We start from the raw sequence: 17,134 nt of genomic DNA on the forward strand, positions 1-17,134 counted from the left end.
GAGCGACACGTGAACCGCCGGCCCGTTGCCGGCGACATCCTCTGAACACGAAGGAATCCTGTGAGCGACGAAGTTGAAGAGATCATCGGCGACGAGGGAGCGACGAACGTAGTCGCCCCCGAGCGCATCCAGCCGGTCGACCTCCAGATGGAGATGCAGCGCTCCTACCTCGACTACGCGATGAGCGTCATCGTGGGCCGGGCCCTGCCCGACGTGCGCGACGGGCTCAAACCGGTCCACCGCCGCGTCCTGTACGCCATGTACGACGGCGGCTACCGCCCCACCGCCTCCTTCTCCAAGTCCTCCCGCGTCGTCGGCGACGTCATGGGGACCTACCACCCCCACGGCGACAGCGCCATCTACGACGCCCTGGCCCGTCTGGTCCAGTGGTGGTCGCTGCGCTACCCGCTGGTGGCCGGCCAGGGGAACTTCGGCACACCCGGCAACCTGGGGCCCGCCGCCCCCCGGTACACCGAGTGCAAGATGGCGCCCCTGGCCATGGAGATGCTCCGGGACATCGACGAGGACAGCGTCGACTTCCAGGACAACTACGACGGACGAAACCAGGAGCCGGTCATCCTGCCGGCCCGGTTCCCCAACCTCCTGGTCAACGGCTCCGAGGGCATCGCCGTGGGCATGGCCACCCGCATCCCGCCGCACAACCTGCGCGAGGTCGCCCGCGGAGCCCAGTGGTACCTCGAGCACCCCGACGCCTCGCGCGAGGAGCTGCTCGACGCCCTCATCGAGCGGATCCCCGGACCCGACTTCCCCACCGGCGCGACCATCCTGGGCCGGCGAGGCATCGAGGACGCCTACCGCACCGGCCGTGGATCCATCACCCAGCGGGCCGTGGTCAACGTCGAGGAGATCCAGGGGCGCCAGTGCCTCGTGGTCACCGAACTGCCCTACCAGGTCAACCCCGACAACCTGGCCGACAAGATCGCCCAGCTCGTGCGCGACGGCCAGGTCACCGGCATCGCAGACATCCGTGATGAGACCTCCGGGCGCACCGGTCAGCGACTCGTCATCGTCCTCAAGCGCGACGCCGTCGCCAAGGTGGTCCTCAACAACCTCTACAAGCGCACCCAGCTCCAGGACAACTTCCCGGCCAACATGCTCGCCCTGGTCGACGGGGTGCCGCGCACCCTGAGCCTGGACGGGTTCGTGCGTCACTGGGTGAGCCACCAGATCGACGTCATCGTGCGCCGCTCCCGCTTCCGCCTGCGCAAGGCCGAGGAGCGCCTCCACATCCTTGAGGGCCTGCTCAAGGCGATCGACGCCCTCGACGCCGTCATCGCCCTCATCCGGCGCTCACCCACCACTGAGGAGGCCCGCACCGGCCTCATGGGCCTGCTGGACGTCGACGAGGCCCAGGCCGAGGCCATCCTCTCCCTCCAGCTGCGTCGTCTGGCCGCCCTGGAGCGCCTCAAGATCCAGGAGGAGTCCGACGAGCTGCGCGCCCGTGTCAAGGACCTGCGCGAGATCATCGCCTCCCCGGAGCGTCAGCGGGGCATCGTCTCCGACGAGCTCGCCGAGATCGTTGAGAAGTACGGCGACGAGCGCCGCACCCGGATCGTGCCCTTCGACGGCGAGATGAGCATGGAGGACCTCATCCCCGAGGAGGACGTGGTCGTCACCATCACCCGATCCGGCTACGCCAAGCGCACCCGCACCGACTCCTACCGCTCCCAGCACCGCGGCGGCAAGGGCATCCGCGGGGCCACCTTGCGCGAGGACGACGTCGTCGACCACTTCTTCGTCACCACGACGCACCGCTGGCTGCTGTTCTTCACCAACTACGGCCGCGTCTACCGCGCCAAGGGCTACGAGCTGCCGGAGGGCGGGCGCGACTCCAAGGGCCAGCACGTGGCCAACCTCCTGGCCTTCCAGCCCGGCGAGGAGATCGCCCAGGTCATGGAGCTCCAGGACTACGACCAGGCCGACTACCTGGTCCTGGCCACCCGCCGCGGCCTGGTCAAGAAGACCCGCCTGAGCGAGTACAACTCCAACCGCTCCGGCGGCGTCATCGCCATCAACCTGCGCCAGGACGAGGACGGCAACTACGACGAGCTCGTCTCCGCCCGGCTCCTGAGCACCGGACAGGACCTTCTGCTGGTCTCCCACGCCGGCCAGTCCCTGCGATTCCACGCCGACGACGACACCCTGCGCCCCACGGGCCGGGCCACCAGTGGAGTCACCGGCATGCGGTTCCGCGAGGACGACTACCTGCTGGCCATGGATGTCGTCGACCCCTCGTGGCAGGATGCCGACCTTTTCGTCGTCACCGAGGGCGGCTACGCCAAGCGCACCAACGTCGTCGACTACCCCGTCAAGGGCCGCGGCGGCCTGGGTGTCAAGGTCGCCAACCTCGTTGAGGCACGAGGCAACCTCGTGGGCGCCCTGGTGACCGACTCCGGTGATGAGGTGCTGTGCATCATGGCCTCGGGCAAGGTGGTCCGCTCCGCCGTCGTCGAGGTCTCGCGTACTGGGCGAACCACACAGGGCGTGACTTTCGCCAAGCCCGACGCCGGAGACCGCATCATCGCGGTGGCACGCAACACTGAACGGGACATGGAGGAGGCGGTCGATGCCGCCGATAGCGCCCCGAGCGCCGAGTCTGCGGACTCCACCGGTCAGGCCCGGGCCGATGCGACCCAAGAAGGTGACACTGGTGACTCTCCTGCGGACTCAGCGGAGGACACGGTAGCGTTGGAAGACAACGAGAGTGAGGTCGAAGCATGAGCCAGCCGGTTTCCATGTCCCCTGACGGTGGGCAGTCCGCAGGTGCCGCATCCATTGTGGGTGGCGCGGATGCCTCCGGCAGTGCGTCGGGCGGCAAGAGCAAGAAGAGCAAGAAGACCATTGCCGGGCCTCGCCGTGTGCGCCTGGCCCTGACTCGGGTCGATCCCTGGTCGGTGATGAAGGCGAGCTTCCTGCTCAGCTTCGCCGCGGGCATCATGCTCATCGTCGCTACGGCGGTCGTGTGGTTCATGCTCGACGCCATGCACGTCTTCTCCACCATCGAGGAGCTCGTCAAGACGGTCGCCGGTGAACGCTCCAACACCTTCTCCGCGATCGTGGCCTACCTCGAGCTGCCGCGAGCCCTCGCCGTCTCCACAATTATCGCCGTGGTGGATATCGTGCTGATGACTGCTCTGACCACATTGGGCGCCTTTCTCTACAACATCACCGCCACCCTCGTTGGTGGGATCCATCTCACGCTTGCGGACGAGTGATCGGATTTGGTCTGTCATGGCCGGGCAGGTTAATCTTCTCCGGTCGCAAGGGCCTATAGCTCAGTTGGTTAGAGCGCATCCCTGATAAGGATGAGGTCGCTGGTTCGAGTCCAGCTAGGCCCACCGTCCGCGGTGAGACGATGAGGAGGTTTCATGAGGAACCGTGCAGTCGTATCAGCCGCGGTCTTTTCGTTCCTGGCCGCCGCGGGTTATGCCGCGTGGCTCAGGTTCGAGGCGGCCCGCATGGAGCGGGCCGCGTGGGCCGAGGTCACCGACCCCGTCGACTAGCAGCTGACGGAACTGGTGATGACGCTCCCTGAGGGGCCATGGCGCAATTGGTAGCGCACCTGCTTTGCAAGCAGGGGGTTACGGGTTCGAGTCCCGTTGGCTCCACCACTGATTTCTATACTCTCTGCTCCCCGAGATGGGCCATGATGGTGGTCCGCCTCGGGGATTATTTCTCAGGTACTGTCGGTATCGGAGGTGACTGAGATGGATTCTGTTTCACTGGCGACCGGGGGCCTGTTCTTCTCGTGGCTGGCTCATGACCTCGAGGAACTGGCCACGATGCCCGGCTGGACGCACCCGGTCTTCGACGCGATTCCCTTCCTGCCCGAGGACATCCGACGTCACGGCTGCTCGCGTGAGCACGTCTACCTGGGGATCGGTCTCATGGGCGTCCTCATGGCTGCCGCTTCCATGGACGGCTACCGCACCCGTGGACGCTCGCCCTTCTACCAGGCCGCGCTCTACGGCTACGGCATGCACACCTTCAGCCACCTGGCCACAGCGGCCCTTGCCCGCCGCTACACCCCGGGGGTGGCGACGGCGCTGCCGGTCGTCCTGCCCTTCTGGGTCCTGGCGAAGCGGGCGCTGCGAGCTCACGGGGTCGAGGTGCGCCCCCATCGATGGGTGATCCCCGCCTTCCCGGTTATCGCCGGCGCGGCGCTGGGCAGCGCGTACCTGGTGACGACACGACGGCCAGGAGGACACCGTCGAGAAGGAAAGTGACCTTGACTCAATGACAAGGTTGCTTTATAATTCTTGTCGTGGTCAGGGTTGATCCGGATGATCACCGGCAACCGATCCGCTTCATTGTCTCCACCGACGGAAGGCAGCCATGACCATTGAGCGTAAGGCGGGTATCGCCTACTCCATCCGATTCAGTGTCGGCGCCATTCTTTACTCCGTTGGAGTTCTGGTCGGCCTGCGATGGGCCCGATCCATGGAGGACGACCCACTGCGATTCGCCCTGGCACTGCTTCCCATGGTTGGTGTTTTCGTCTGTGCGTGGGCAATGGTGCGATTAGCCTGGGAGGCGGATGAGATGCAGGCGCGGAAGGTGATGGAAGCGCTCGTGGTCTCTGCAGCAGGAACGGTGATCACTTCGATCGCCTACAGCCTCTTGGAGGAGGTGGGGGCTCCTCGAGTCAGTCTCATATGGGTCAGTGCTGTATGGGCCTTCTTCTTCGGTATCGGGATGCTGTGGTCCACCTGGCGGTACCGGTGAGGAACGATCTCAAGGTGCTGCGCGCCCAGCGCAGCTGGACTCAGGCCCGACTCGCCGAGGAGCTGGGTGTCTCCCGCCAGACGGTCAACGCCCTGGAGGCCGGTCGCTACGACCCCTCCCTGCCCCTGGCCTTCACCATTGCACGCGTCTTCGGACTGACCATCGAGGAGATCTTCTTCCCCGATGACGGTGCCTCCTAGGATGAGCACCGTGAGCCGCACCGTTGACATTCCGCCCCCGAGGCGAGGACGTCGCGAGCTCGTCGAGGACACCGGGGTGCGACTGGGTCTGCACATCAAGTCGGCAGAGCAGGCCATGATGGCCGCTAAGACCGAGGCCTTGAGGAGCTTCGGCCTCACAGTGGCCCAGTACGCCGCCATGCTCTCCCTGTACTACGTGCCCGAACAGTCCTCGGCCCAGCTGGCCAGGGCCGCTGCGGTCACCCCGCAGACGATGGCCACCGTCATCGCCAAGTTGGAGCAGAAGCGACTCGTCACTCGGCACCCCTCCTCCGACCACGCCAAGGTCCTCATCACCTCACTCACGCCCGAGGGTGAGGCTCTGGTACTGCGCGCCGACGAGGCCGCGCGAGGCATCGAGCAACGCATGGCTGAGGCCTTCACCTCCAGGGAGCGAGAGCAGCTCACCGAGATGCTCGGACGGGTCACCGCCCTCCTGCGGGACGACCTCAGCGCCGAGTAGCGGCCGAGCCGCCGCTGATCACTGCTTTCGCGGGCGCAAGGCCAGCACCGTCTCCACGGATCACCAAGGGACCCTCCCTTGTCCAGTATCAGGTATCTGATACGGTGTTGATGACTGATACAGAAAGGTGTTGCACATGAAGGCCATGCAGATCGTCAGCTTCGACGGCCCTGCGTCCGGGCTGCGCTACCAGGAGGCCCCCACTCCCGAGCCCGGGCCGGGCCAGATCGCGGTGGATGTGGACCATGCCGGCGTCGGTTACGTCGAGGCGCTCTTCACCGAGGGTCTTGTGCCCATCGACCTGCCTTGGACCCCCGGGCTGGAGGTGAGCGGCCGCGTCCGCGCTCTCGGCGACGGGGTGGATGGCTACCGGGTCGGGGATGCCGTCGTCGCCCTGACCATCACCGGAGGTGGCGGTTACGGGCAGGTCGCCGTGGCGCCCGCCGAGCTCGTGACGTCTCTGCCCGCGGGTCTGGACCCGGTGCTGGCCGCGGCAGTTCCGGCCAACTCGACGACGGCGCTCGTCGCCCTGGAGGAGATCGCCCACCTGCGCCGCGGTGAGAGCGTGCTGGTCCATGCCGCCGCCGGTGGCCTCGGCTCACAGATGGGCCAGGTGGCCCGGCTGCTCGGTGCGGGCCGCGTCGTCGGCGTCACCCGCAGCGAGGCCAAGCGCCAGGAGATCCTGGACCTGGGCTATGACGAGGCCTGGCTGACCGAGGAGCTCGATGACGCCGAACCCGCCCAGTTCGACGTCGTCGCCGACCCGGTGGCGGGCCCGGCCAGACTGCGCAGCCTCGACCTGCTGCGCACGGGAGGACGCCTCCTCGCGCTGGGGGACGCCTCCCAGGCTCAGGACCAGCAGGTGAGTACCACGTCGCTGTGGCTGCGGGGCATCGGCGTCATCGGCTTCAACCTCGGGGCCTTCAGCCGGGTGAACCCGGTGCTCGTCGGACGCCACCTGAGGCGTGCGGTGGAGCTCGTGGCCTCCGGAGAGCTCCGTGTCCACGTCACCGACCGGCTCCCGATCCAGGAGGCCGCGCAGGCCGTCGCCGCGGTGCGCGCGGGAACCACCACCGGCAAGATCGTTCTGGCCCACTCGCAGGACTGACGACCTGTTTAGGTCCGCAAGAATCGTCGGTGAGCTCCGGGCGCCATATGAGCATCATGGTGCGCATGAGAGAAACGATTGGCTCCTTCGACGTCGTTGGCCTGCCTCTTCGGACATCGAACCGAGAGGCGGCCCGCACCATTCCTCCTCACTGGCGGGCCGCTGCCGACGCCGGGCTCCTCGCACCCGAGAAGCCCGGCGTCGGCCCCGGCATCTATGCGGTCTATACCGACTACGAGACTCCCGGCGACGATGTCGACGGCGTCTACACCCTCGTCATCGGCAGACGCATCGAGGCCGGAGGTCCGGTTCCCCCTGGCCAGGTGACTGTCACGATCCCGAACTCCACTTACGACATCGTCACGCTGGCTGATGCTCGGCCGGAGAGTGTCTATGAAGCGTGGGTGGATGTCTGGGCCCGCAAGGACCTGACCCGTGACTATCGTGCCGACTACGAGTACTACGCTCCGGATGGCTCGATTCACCTGTCCATCGGGGTCCTTTCGGACACATGAGGGCTGAGCAGTACCAACGCCAGCTCGACGTTGTCACCGACTACATCTATGCGCATCTTGACGAGGACCTCAGTCTGGAGACTCTCGCTCACGTCTCCGGGTTCTCCCGCTATCACTGGCACCGCATATACCGGGCGGTGCGTGGGGAGACGGCCGCTCAGACCGTACGCCGTCTCCGTCTGGAGCGGGCTGCCGCCATGCTCACAGAGACCTCATGGCCGGTGGAACGGATCGCCTGGAAAGCCGGGTTCACCGGCACCGAAGTGTTCAGCCGAGCCTTTCTCCGCGCTTATAGGACGACTCCCAGCCGATTCCGCATCGGTGGACGCCCGGCATCGATCGACTCGCCAGTGACGAGTTGTGGTTCGGGATCGACGTCGTCGGTGAGAGAGGACCCGGGGTGGGCGGTGCGCGTGGAGACTCGCTGCGGCTATCGACTTGCCGTATCCGAGCACCGTGGTTCCTATATGGATATCGGCCGGGCGTTCAGCCGAGTCAGAGACCGTGTGGGCTCTGGGAGTCTGATGGTTGCCATCTATGAGGACGATCCCGGCGCCGTTCCCCCGGCGGATCTGCGCTCGGCGGCTGGAACCGTCGTTGACCCCGGTACGGAGATTCCCCACGACCTTGCTGAGAGGATGGTGCCGGCCGGCCGGCACGCGATTATGCGTTACATCGGCCCGTACTCGTCGATGCATGCCGCCTACCGGTGGCTCTACGGTCAGTGGCTGCTGAGCTCGGGCGAGGAACCGCGAGACCATCCGATCATCGAGGAGTACCTCACTGACCCGGCGACCACTCCACCTGTCGACGCTGTCACCGAAATCCTCCTGCCGCTCCTGTGAGGTATCCGAACTGATGGTTCACGCAGATGGGCGGCAGACACCGAGGTGTCTGCCGCCCATCAAGATCGTCCTGACCCACGAGTCCCGTCAGGCATCGCGCCTGAGCGTCTGTCGTCCGGCGATGAGGACGCTTCCGGCGCAGCACAGTGCGATGACGACCAGGGCCGCGATCACAGGCATCGCATGCGGCCCCGTCGGCAGGAGCAGCGCGGTGGGAAGCCGACGGGATATTCCCGGTACCTGGTTCATCACCGGTAGGACGAGGACCAGGAGGGTGGTCAGGGCAATGGCCGTCGTCGTTCGACGCAGACCTGCCGCAAGCAGGTGGCCGATACTCATCGCCATGACGATGTAGAGTCCACAGGCCGCCCACGTCCTGACCACCATGGCAAAGGGGGGACGTCCGATCGCACCGGCAGTCACGACGACGGTGAGGAGCAGGCCGCACGAGTACGTTGCCCATGCGATGAGCCAGTCGACGGCCAGACGCGGAAGCAGCACGGCGCTCAACCGGCGCACCCGGGTCCGGTAGAAGATCGAGGAGCCCGGGCGCGTGTCCCAACCGACTGAGGTGATCGCCACCGCGACCGTCACAATGAGACCCAGCTGCATGGCGGACTGGTTGAACAGGGAGACGGCATCGGCCGGTGTGGCCTGCGAGGCCGAGATCGTGAGCTGGTCGCTGCTCGCTGCGGCGCCGAGAATCTCAGGCATGTAGATCGCGAGTGCCGGACTGGACAGGCCGAAGAAGGCGAAGGCCACGAGTACCCCGAGACCGAGGCCGGAGCGCGCGAGCCGGCGCAGCTCGACGACGAGAGAACTTGTGATGGAGGCTCTGGTGGGGTGGGCCGAGGCCAACCGAGGCGGAGTGGGCATCAGAACTCCTGTCTGGTGACAAGGTTGGCGAAGGATGCGTCGAGGTCACGGCCCGTCAGCGTCACCTCGAGCGTGGGGACGTCCACCTGCTCCATGACCCGGGGAAGCAGGGCCGTCCCCATGTCGAGGCTCGGGAAGCGGACTGTGCAGGTGGTTGTGGTCGGTGTGGTGAAGGAGCCACTGGGGAACGCCTGACTCAGCCTCGTGGTCAGACGTTCCTGCTCGCCGGGCTCGCAGGGGTGAAGGAACCTGAGGGTCCAGGAGGGATCGCGACCCGAGGTGAGGAGATCCGCCGTCGTGCCCCGGGAGATGACGCGCCCCTCACTGATGACGATGACATGGTCGGCCAGCTGCTCGACCTCACTGAGCAGATGGCTGGACAGGAGAATGCACCGATGCTGCTTCTGCTCCTGGATGAGGCTGCGCACGTCGGCGCGGCCGACGGGATCCAGGGCGCTGTTGGGTTCGTCCAGGATCAGCAGACCCGGGTCCAGAACGAGTGCCGCCGCGACCCCCAGGCGCTGCAGCATCCCTCTCGAGAAGTCGGCGACCCGCCGCTTGGCCACACGGGCCAGCCCGCACTGATCCAGCGCCTCGAGGACACCGATGTCGCCGGAGGTGCCTGATAGTGCCAACGAGGTCTCCACGATCTCGGTTGCCGTCAACCATGACTCGAACTGAGGAACATCCGGGCAGTAAGCCACCGTCCGGCCAGGGGCGACCTCGATGTCGCCCTCATCGGCAGGGCACAGGCCGGCGATCACGCTGAACAGGACCGTCTTGCCGGCCCCGTTGGGTCCGATGACCGCCGTGACCGACTGGTCCTGGGCCTCCAGACAGATGTCATGGATGCCGGCTCCATTGGCGAAGACCCTGCTCAGGTGGCTGACATGAAGAGCGGTGCCGCGAGGCATCACAGGTCTCCGTCGCTCAGCGTTGTTCCCGTGCCCCGTCCCAAGGTCAGGTAGGCGACCGCTCCGAGGGGGACGACGAGCACCACGATGAGAGCCCAGGCCGCCTTGGGCAGGTGCTTGACGTGGGAGCGTCTGGCGATATCGATCAGGCATGCCACGATCACGATGGTGATCAGGACGATGACGGGGATCCAGATGGACGGATGGCCAGGAGCGTTCACGGTGAAGCTCGCTTTCTCGATGAGGGGTGAGTGGGGAGGGTCCTGGTGGTGGTCAGTCGCTCTGCTCGCCGTCAGGCCGTGGGATCAGGACCGTGGTCAGCGTTCGACGCCGCCGGTCGTCTCCGGGCTGATTCCCCATCAGGTCTCGCAGAGCTCGGGAGACGGTGTTGAGAAACGCATCGACCTCCGCCTGAGTCGCCCAGAAGCTCGCCTGGGTGAAGTTCACCCGGTCCTCGGCGAGATCAGGGTGATCGCCATCGCGGATGTATGCGGCGAAGTCGCCGATGAGTCCGGTGGTGAAGACGGTGAACACCGTCATGAGCTCCTCGCGACTCAAGGAGTCGAGGTCCTGTGGGGTCGGGTTGGCCATTCCAGGGGCGACTCGATAGGTCTTCTCACTGGTCCCCCGGATCTGACGCTCCTGGGCCACCTCGATGAGTCCGTGCGAGGCGAGGTGGTTGATGTGCCGATAGAGCGTCGCGATGGGGACGTCGGCAAGACGTGCATGAAGCTGATGAGGTGTGAGGTCGCCGTCGGCGAGCAGTGTCTGGACGATGCGCAGACGAACCGGGTGCAGCAGTGCGGAGGAGGCCATGCCCGAACAGTATCAGTATCGATATTGAAAACAAAGTTGGCGGGTGCGGGAACGACTGACGGGCTGCCGATGCCGAAGCACCAGCAGCCCGTCAGCCGCGCTCATCCGCTGGGAGGATCACTCCCTCGTGGGCCCCTTGTCAGTCCATACCGCCTCGACGGCGTCGGTATGCCTGGATCGTCACGACCAGTGCGGTGATCCCCAGCACCGCCCCTCCACCGATGAGGAAGGTGTCAGCTGCGCTTCCTCCGGTGAAGGGGATGGCGGGAACCGCCGACTTGCGGTTGGAAATATTGCCCAGCGCTGCGACCTGGCCCTGAGTGGAGATGGTGATGGTGCGGGGGGTGGCGTCCAGGACGTAGCCGGTCGGCGCCTTGGTCTCAATGAGCTGGTAGGAGCCGTATTCCAGGTCCACCAGTTTGAAGACCCCGGGGTTCGCATCGGTGTCCAGGCCGCCCTGGGCGCAGGTGCCCACGCAGTCGGTGATAGTGCGGGCCCGGTCCGGCTGGGGCCTTCCGTCGGAGTCAAGGGGAATCAGCGACCACTGGGCGCCCTTGATGGCGTTGCCGCGCTCATCGGTCTTGGTCCAGGTGGCCGACCCCTTGATCCGGGTGTTGACGACCTGCCCCAGGTCGAGGGTGGGGGTGTTGTCGTCCTTACCGGCAGCGGGCGCTGATCCGTCCAGGGTCTTGGTCAGGGTGGTCTCAGAGAGGTGATAGCCGGTCGGCGCCTGGGTCTCGGTGAGGGAGTACTCGCCCCAGGTCAGCCCGGAGACCCTGAAGAACCCGGCACGAGGGTCTTGGTCCGCCGAGCCGTTGGGGCAGGTGGCCTGGCCGCCGGTGACGACGCAGTCGGCCACCTCCTTCTGGCCGCCGTTCAGTGATGTCGAGGCCAGTGTGAACACGGTCCCTGCCAGAGGCTTACCGGCCTCGTCGACCTTGCTCCAGATGACCTGTCCGGGCAGCGCCGTGTTGACCATCGTGCACTGCATCCACTCGCCGGTGGCCAGGTCCAGGGTCTTCGAGGCGGCGTCGACGGTCGACGTCGGAATCCTGATATCCGATTTCGGGTGCGGTACGCAGGTGACGGTGGCCTTGTACCCGGCGGCCTTGGGCGACGACGAGGACTCGGAGAGAACCGTCTTGCCCTGGGGCAGGTAAGCGGCGTCGAAGCCGCCGGCTCCGGAGGCCGTTTTACCACTCTTGGGAGAGGCGGTGAGCGTCCAGTCGTTGGCGGACAGGCCCAGGGGCCCGGCCGCGGTGTTATCCACCTGCTTGACCATGCTCAGGCTGGGCAGCTGGACCTGCACCTGGTGGTCCTCGACTTCGCCGTTGAGTGCGATACCGGTGGGCTGAGGGTCCTCAGCTGCCTGACCGTTGGCCAGGTTGCCGGTGATGCGCAGACGCATGAAGGTGGCGGCGCCGTTCCCGTTGATGGTGCTCCGCTTGGCGTCCTGGGGGACGGTCCAGGTCAGGGTGGCCGTGCCGGTGCTGGAGCAGGAGGTCACCTCGGAGCGCTCGCCGGCGGAGAAGGTGCCGTCCCGGTTCCAGTCCACCCAGCCGGCAACCTTGGTCTGGTTGCCCGAGCAGGTGATCTCCTGGCTCCACTTTTTGCCGATGTCGGTCCAGATGACGCGGTCCCAATCAGCAGGGAGGGCGTCCTCGTCATCAATGTCATCACTGTCGTCGCCTGAGGCGTCAGCGGTGTGGAGGATGCTGCTGTTGTGGTCCGTCAGGGCCCCCAGGCGCACGACGGCGGAATTGGTGGTGGCCACGTGCTCTTGATCCGCGGCCTGACTCAGGTTGTACCAATCGCCGGGGTCGCCCTCGTACGGTGTCGTGCCGCGGGCGATGTTGAGCTGTCCGCTGTCAGACAGCTCCCCGCCGTTCCATGCGGGCTGGAACACGCTGCCGGCGATGCCATAGCTCTCAGGTGCGTCGCCGTAGTCCATGTAGGAGACGATGCCGAGGGCGACGGCGCCCTTACCGCCTCCATGGATCTCAACATAGCCACTGCGGGTGTTGCTCAGAAGCATGACCGAGGAGGGGCCATAACCCGCGTTGAAGAACGAGCTGCACTCGGCGTTGTCCGGGCGGAGCTTGACGCCGGGTCTGTTGCCAACAGGCGTGGAGACAGAGACCTTGCCCGCCCAGGAACTCGTCGTGCACCCTTCTGTCCGGGTGGTCTCCAGCAGGCGGTAGGAGACGTCTTGGGCGCGGCTGTAGGGAATCGGGGAAACGGAGATGTATTCCTTCTGGCCGTGCGGGTTGTGCCAGCTCGAGGACTCCGCATCGGCGAAAACCATGCCCTCCATGGGAATCTCCACCTTATCGGGGAGACGTTCCAGCTGGCTCTTCGCGGGTCGGGAGGTGGAGGTGACGAGGTAGGAACTGCATTCGACCTGGAACTGGTGGGTTGAGGAGTCCTGCAGATTGGCAATACCCAGGGGCAGGTTGGATGAGGTCACGTAGGGCTTTTTGACAGCCCCGGCCGTGTAGTTCGTACCGTCGTTATAAAGATGAGACAGGCCATCTCCTCTCCAGCTACCCGGTTTGTATCCGATACTCAGACCCCGGTCCGTGGGTAGACCCGACTCTTTTCTCCCTACGGCAGTGGTTCGCACATTGGATACGGTGCAACGGCTGGAGCGCCACATATTGCCGGAGATCTGTGTCGGAGTCGACCAGACCACGCCGGTGCTTCCGTCAGGGAGAATCGCCGCGCCTCTGCCCGCCACGGTGTTGGTCATCTCGGTCCAGTCGATCCAGTCGATCACCTGACTGAATTTTCCTGACCCCCCGGCAGGATTGCCGTGAATGGCTTCGGCCGGAGGTGCCGGAAGTGTTGCCGTGCCGAGTGCGGCAGCGATCAGAGCCACTGCCGATACGGCGGCACCACTCTTCAGTCTCTGACGAGACTGGCGTGATGACTGACGCGACGACGTCAGTTCCCGCCGGTGTGAGCGGACGAAAAATCGGCGAAGCATGAAGCGCTACCTCAGTCTCAGGGGTATGGGCCTTGACACGGTAGCATCAAGAAATTCTATGGAGAGCCCACCCAAGATCCCTGCAACTCAACAGCAATCAATATTACGGTCGAGTGTCGACAATGAATTACGTCGTCGGTCGGAAAGTAATGCATCGGTGTTCTTTCGCATCAGCAATGCGCGCACGGCCGTGGTGTGAAGACTTCCGCTCAGATCTGTCTCCACTGAGGCGATGCCGTGAAGAACCGTTGAGGCGCTGGGGCGAAGGGCTGCGCCGTCGGACGGGACTGCTTAGGATAGGCCAGGCTCAGTTACCACCCGGTTGCAGAAGGATGAGGTCATGTCACAGCCATGGGAGATCTACGACGCGCTTCTTGACGGACTGCCTGAGGACGTCGTCGTGCGGACGTCGGGCCAGGGGCCCCGCTGGAGCCGCGTCCTCAACTCCGCCGGCGGTGTCGGCACGGCCTGGACCATGGACGTGCGCAGCCGCCCGGCCCTCAGCGACGACGGACCGCTCGACGGGCGGCCGCTGCGCGACGTCGGCGCCCTGGTGAAGTCCTGGAACCTGGCTGAGGCCAGTATCGGCCAGGCCGCCATCAACTCCTGGTACTCGCGGGAGGAGACGGCCGCAGCCAACGGTTTCGAGCCAACCGGGGAGGGACTGACCTGGCGCCAGGTCTTCGACCCCTACCAGGAGATGATCGTCGGCAAGAGGGTGGCGGTCATCGGGCACTTCCCCTTCGCCGAGGCCGCCCTGGCCGGTGCCGGTGAGTACATCTGTCTTGAGCGCAACCTTCAGCCCGGCGACTGGCCGGACAGCGCCTGCGAGTACGTCCTGCCCGAGTGCGACCTCGTCTTCATCTCGTCATCGAGCTTCGTCAACAAGACCGCGCCGCGCCTCATTGAGCTCTCCCGTGACGCGCACACCGTCCTGGTCGGTCCGTCGACGCCGCTCAACCCGGTTCTCCTCGACTACGGCGTGGACACCATCACCGGTTTCGTCGCGGCGAGGTCCCTCGGCGACCCCGCCTCCCTGGCTGAGATGGTTCCGGCCGGCGACATCGGTCCCGGCTTCCGGGTTCACCGTCATCGGGTCTGAGTCGGCCCCTGCCGGCTCCGGCCACCGGCGCGACGGGGCTGGTGATCCCCGTCCGCCGCTGACACCGGGGCCTGCCGGCAGGACATCGACCGCACTCCAAGTCCCATCACAGAAACGACGACGGCGCCGCGCGGGTGGAAACCCGCGCGGCGCCGTCGTCGACGGAACTGGGGCCGTCAGGCCTGAGCGTCCTCGGGGCTGATGCCGTAGCCGGCCTCATCCTCGGTGGAGTCGGCCCAGTACTCCTCGGCCCACGGGTCCTCAACCGGCTGGCTACGACGCCACACGACGTAGGCGCCGGCAGCGGCCGCGCCGGCGACGGCGAGCCAACCCAGGGTCTTGAGCACGCGGTGCTTCTTCTGCTTCTTCACGGGAACCTCCAATGCGGCGGACTTTGCGGCAACAGCCACGCGCTGGGCGCGCTCTGTCAGGGTACCGTCCGTACCTGCGGCAGCCTGGGCAGCCACGGCGGCGCGCTGCGCACGCGGGATGTAGTCCTCGACAACCCGGTGGCGGGCATCGTGGACCACCGGCTCCAGACGCTCCTGTGCGTCCTTGGCGGCGCGGGCCACACTCCCGGCGGCCTTGCTGACGTGGGGAGCCGCCCACTGGGCTGCCTTCTCAGCCTGGCCGGCGACGGACCCGGCGAAGGATGCTGCCTCCTTGCGCAGATGAGTGGTGTCGAGTTTCTTGTCGCAGCATGTCTTCGTCAGGCAGGACATGGTTGCCTCCCAGGTTGGAAACGGATACAGGCGGTTGTTGTGCAACGTGCACCAATGGTCGCACCCTCGAGCGGCCTGGCCCACACGATGTCCAGACGTTTTGCCTGGGGTGAACAGCGCCGCACGCCGCCCAGGGTTCATACCGATGTGCTCAGGACCGTGTCACCATGGCACCCATGGAAGCGACTCTTCACACCAACCTCGGTGATATCCGCCTGGAGCTCTACCCCGAACAGGCTCCCGAGACCGTCTCCAACTTCGTGGGGCTGGCCACTGGCCAGAAGGCTTGGACGGATCCTCGCACCGGCGAGGAGTCTCACGCCCCGCTGTACGACAACGTCATCTTCCACCGTGTCATCCCCGGCTTCATGATCCAGGGCGGTGACCCGCTGGGTGACGGCACCGGGGGCCCCGGCTACGTCTTCGACGACGAGATCGACGCCTCCCTGACCTTCGCCGCCCCCTACGTCCTGGCCATGGCCAACGCCGGCCGCCGCCTGGGTAAGGGCACCAACGGCTCGCAGTTCTTCATCACCACTGCCCCCACCGAGTGGCTCCAGGGCAAGCACACGATCTTCGGCGCCGTCACCGACGAGGCCTCCCGTGCCGTCGTCGACGCGATCTCCGGCGTGGAGACCGACCCACGTGACCGCCCGGTGCAGGAGGTCATCATCACCTCGGTGGACATCACCGAGTAGTCCCCCAGGAGGGGATGGACGGCCGCTCAGCCTCGGCCGACCTGCCACCGCGCCGCTACCGAACCACCGGAATCGGGTGTGATTCGCCCCTGTGACGCCGCCGGGACCCGCGTCCCGGCGGCGTCGTCGTACCCGGTCCACCTGTCACAACACACTCAGCCCCGATCATCCGCACAGGAGTATCCGATGACCTCGACGAACTCGTTCGCACAGCAGGCACCGCCGGTGTGCCCGCGGCACCCGGACACGGTGGCCTACGTGCGCTGCCAGCGCTGCGACCGACCCACCTGTCCCACCTGCCAGGTGCCCAGCTCCGTGGGGGTGCACTGCGTGGACTGCGCTCGTCGGTCTCAGGCCGGTCGACGCCAGGCGCGCACGCTGCTGGGTGGGAACATGGTCTCCGGCGCCCTCGTCACCAAGATCCTCCTCGGTCTGTGCGTCGTCGTCTACGCGCTTCAGGTCCTCGCCCCCGGCCTGGCGACGCAGTCGCTGGATTTCCGGCTGGGCTTCCTGCCGGTACTGGCAGCCCACGAGCCCTGGCGGTTCCTGACCACCGCCTTCCTCCACGCGAACTACATGCACCTCGGCTTCAACATGTGGGCTCTGTGGGTGCTGGGCGGCACCCTTGAGCCGGTGCTCGGGCGGTGGCGCTTCGCCAGCGTCTACCTGCTCAGTGCCCTGGGCGGCTCGACGGCGATCTACTGGCTCTCCTGGCCGGGCACCGAGTCCTGGATCACGCTGACGGTGGGGGCCTCGGGAGCGGTCTTCGGCCTGTTCTCCGCCATGTTCATCGTGCAGCGGCGCTTTGGACGAGACACCTCGGGGATCGTGGCGCTGGTGGCGATCAATGCCGTCGTCTCCTTCCTGGGCGCCAACATCTCCTGGCAGGGGCACCTCGGCGGACTCCTCGTCGGAGGGATCGTCTCGGCGATCTACGCCTGGGCTCCTCGGGGGAGGCGAAAGGCCGTGGGGATTGCCGGAACCAGCGCGGTCGTGGTGGCTCTTGTGGCGCTCAACATTCTTCGGGCCTTCCTCGCCTGAGACGCCGTCCGCGGTCCGCACGGTCGTGAATGACACAGGTGGAAGAACACCGCTGTGGTTCAT

At 66.1% G+C, this 17,134-nt stretch carries 19 protein-coding genes and 2 tRNA genes; 15 read left to right on the forward strand and 6 right to left on the reverse strand.

The genetic code is table 11. The features are described from left to right. Positions 1-60 precede the first annotated feature (60 nt). From gyrA to RIV12_RS04890, 12 genes are all read left to right on the forward strand, one after another. The gene (gyrA, locus tag RIV12_RS04835) at positions 61-2,742 is read left to right on the forward strand and encodes a DNA gyrase subunit A (protein WP_309322551.1); all 2,682 of its coding nucleotides are present in this window, start codon (positions 61-63) and stop codon (positions 2,740-2,742) included. Beyond that, positions 2,739-3,236 (forward strand): DUF3566 domain-containing protein, encoded by a 498-nt coding sequence (locus RIV12_RS04840; RefSeq protein WP_075417942.1) that lies wholly within the window; start codon positions 2,739-2,741, stop codon positions 3,234-3,236. The genes gyrA and RIV12_RS04840 overlap by 4 nt, the downstream gene beginning before the upstream one ends. A gap of 49 nt (positions 3,237-3,285) precedes the next feature. Next, positions 3,286-3,359: transfer RNA gene (locus tag RIV12_RS04845), tRNA-Ile, on the forward strand. Positions 3,360-3,389: 30 nt separating this feature from the next. Beyond that, positions 3,390-3,524 carry a DLW-39 family protein gene (locus RIV12_RS04850; protein ID WP_009396342.1) on the forward strand — a complete coding sequence of 45 codons (135 nt, stop codon included), beginning with the start codon at positions 3,390-3,392 and terminating at the stop codon, positions 3,522-3,524. Between the two features lie 32 nt (positions 3,525-3,556). After that, positions 3,557-3,632, forward strand: a tRNA-Ala gene (locus RIV12_RS04855). A 96-nt stretch (positions 3,633-3,728) separates the two neighbouring features. Further along, positions 3,729-4,247, forward strand: a complete 519-nt coding sequence (locus RIV12_RS04860; RefSeq protein WP_309322553.1) for an HXXEE domain-containing protein — start codon at positions 3,729-3,731, stop codon at positions 4,245-4,247. Positions 4,248-4,356: 109 nt separating this feature from the next. Then, positions 4,357-4,746 (forward strand): hypothetical protein, encoded by a 390-nt coding sequence (locus RIV12_RS04865; RefSeq protein ID WP_309322555.1) that lies wholly within the window; start codon positions 4,357-4,359, stop codon positions 4,744-4,746. Then, entirely contained in the window at positions 4,743-4,946 is a 204-nt protein-coding gene (locus tag RIV12_RS04870) for a helix-turn-helix transcriptional regulator (protein ID WP_075417972.1), read from the forward strand. Before RIV12_RS04865 ends, RIV12_RS04870 begins: the two co-directional genes overlap by 4 nt. A gap of 1 nt (position 4,947) precedes the next feature. Continuing rightward, on the forward strand, positions 4,948-5,448 hold the full coding sequence (locus RIV12_RS04875; protein ID WP_309322557.1) for a MarR family winged helix-turn-helix transcriptional regulator: 501 nt from the start codon (positions 4,948-4,950) through the stop codon (positions 5,446-5,448). Positions 5,449-5,584: 136 nt separating this feature from the next. Continuing rightward, the gene (locus RIV12_RS04880) at positions 5,585-6,556 is read left to right on the forward strand and encodes a quinone oxidoreductase family protein (RefSeq protein WP_309322559.1); all 972 of its coding nucleotides are present in this window, start codon (positions 5,585-5,587) and stop codon (positions 6,554-6,556) included. A 65-nt stretch (positions 6,557-6,621) separates the two neighbouring features. Then, the gene (locus RIV12_RS04885; protein ID WP_309322561.1) at positions 6,622-7,071 is read left to right on the forward strand and encodes a GyrI-like domain-containing protein; all 450 of its coding nucleotides are present in this window, start codon (positions 6,622-6,624) and stop codon (positions 7,069-7,071) included. After that, a complete protein-coding gene (locus RIV12_RS04890; RefSeq protein WP_309322563.1) occupies positions 7,068-7,916 on the forward strand; it encodes an AraC family transcriptional regulator in 849 nt (282 codons plus the stop codon). The genes RIV12_RS04885 and RIV12_RS04890 overlap by 4 nt, the downstream gene beginning before the upstream one ends. An 87-nt stretch (positions 7,917-8,003) precedes the next feature. Here RIV12_RS04890 and RIV12_RS04895 read toward each other — a convergent pair whose 3' ends face one another. The 5 genes from RIV12_RS04895 to RIV12_RS04915 form a co-directional block, all read right to left on the reverse strand. Next, positions 8,004-8,792: an ABC transporter gene (locus RIV12_RS04895; RefSeq protein ID WP_309322565.1), complete on the reverse strand. Its 789-nt coding sequence runs from the start codon at positions 8,790-8,792 to the stop codon at positions 8,004-8,006. Beyond that, complete coding sequence (locus RIV12_RS04900; protein WP_309322567.1) at positions 8,792-9,706, reverse strand: ABC transporter ATP-binding protein; 915 nt, start codon at positions 9,704-9,706, stop codon at positions 8,792-8,794. Before RIV12_RS04900 ends, RIV12_RS04895 begins: the two co-directional genes overlap by 1 nt. Beyond that, entirely contained in the window at positions 9,706-9,927 is a 222-nt protein-coding gene (locus RIV12_RS04905; RefSeq protein WP_309322569.1) for a PLD nuclease N-terminal domain-containing protein, read from the reverse strand. Before RIV12_RS04905 ends, RIV12_RS04900 begins: the two co-directional genes overlap by 1 nt. 52 nt (positions 9,928-9,979) lie before the next feature. Beyond that, the gene (locus RIV12_RS04910; protein WP_309322571.1) at positions 9,980-10,522 is read right to left on the reverse strand and encodes a helix-turn-helix domain-containing protein; all 543 of its coding nucleotides are present in this window, start codon (positions 10,520-10,522) and stop codon (positions 9,980-9,982) included. 139 nt (positions 10,523-10,661) lie between these two features. Beyond that, on the reverse strand, positions 10,662-13,298 hold the full coding sequence (locus tag RIV12_RS04915) for a CshA/CshB family fibrillar adhesin-related protein (RefSeq protein ID WP_309322573.1): 2,637 nt from the start codon (positions 13,296-13,298) through the stop codon (positions 10,662-10,664). Positions 13,299-13,848: 550 nt separating this feature from the next. On the opposite strand from RIV12_RS04915, the gene RIV12_RS04920 reads away from it, so the two are divergent. Continuing rightward, the gene (locus tag RIV12_RS04920) at positions 13,849-14,610 is read left to right on the forward strand and encodes a Rossmann-like domain-containing protein (protein WP_309322575.1); all 762 of its coding nucleotides are present in this window, start codon (positions 13,849-13,851) and stop codon (positions 14,608-14,610) included. A 176-nt stretch (positions 14,611-14,786) separates the two neighbouring features. On the opposite strand, the gene RIV12_RS04925 is transcribed toward RIV12_RS04920, so the two are convergent. Beyond that, entirely contained in the window at positions 14,787-15,332 is a 546-nt protein-coding gene (locus RIV12_RS04925; RefSeq protein ID WP_075417954.1) for a hypothetical protein, read from the reverse strand. 176 nt (positions 15,333-15,508) lie between these two features. On the opposite strand from RIV12_RS04925, the gene RIV12_RS04930 reads away from it, so the two are divergent. Together RIV12_RS04930 and RIV12_RS04935 are read left to right on the forward strand one after the other, a co-directional pair. Next, on the forward strand, positions 15,509-16,030 hold the full coding sequence (locus tag RIV12_RS04930; protein WP_075417974.1) for a peptidylprolyl isomerase: 522 nt from the start codon (positions 15,509-15,511) through the stop codon (positions 16,028-16,030). Between the two features lie 186 nt (positions 16,031-16,216). Further along, the gene (locus RIV12_RS04935) at positions 16,217-17,071 is read left to right on the forward strand and encodes a rhomboid family intramembrane serine protease (protein WP_309322577.1); all 855 of its coding nucleotides are present in this window, start codon (positions 16,217-16,219) and stop codon (positions 17,069-17,071) included. Positions 17,072-17,134: the final 63 nt, after the last annotated feature.

Source organism: Actinomyces stomatis (genome assembly GCF_031292835.1).
In the GTDB taxonomy this organism is placed as follows: Bacteria; Actinomycetota; Actinomycetes; order Actinomycetales; family Actinomycetaceae; genus Actinomyces; species Actinomyces stomatis.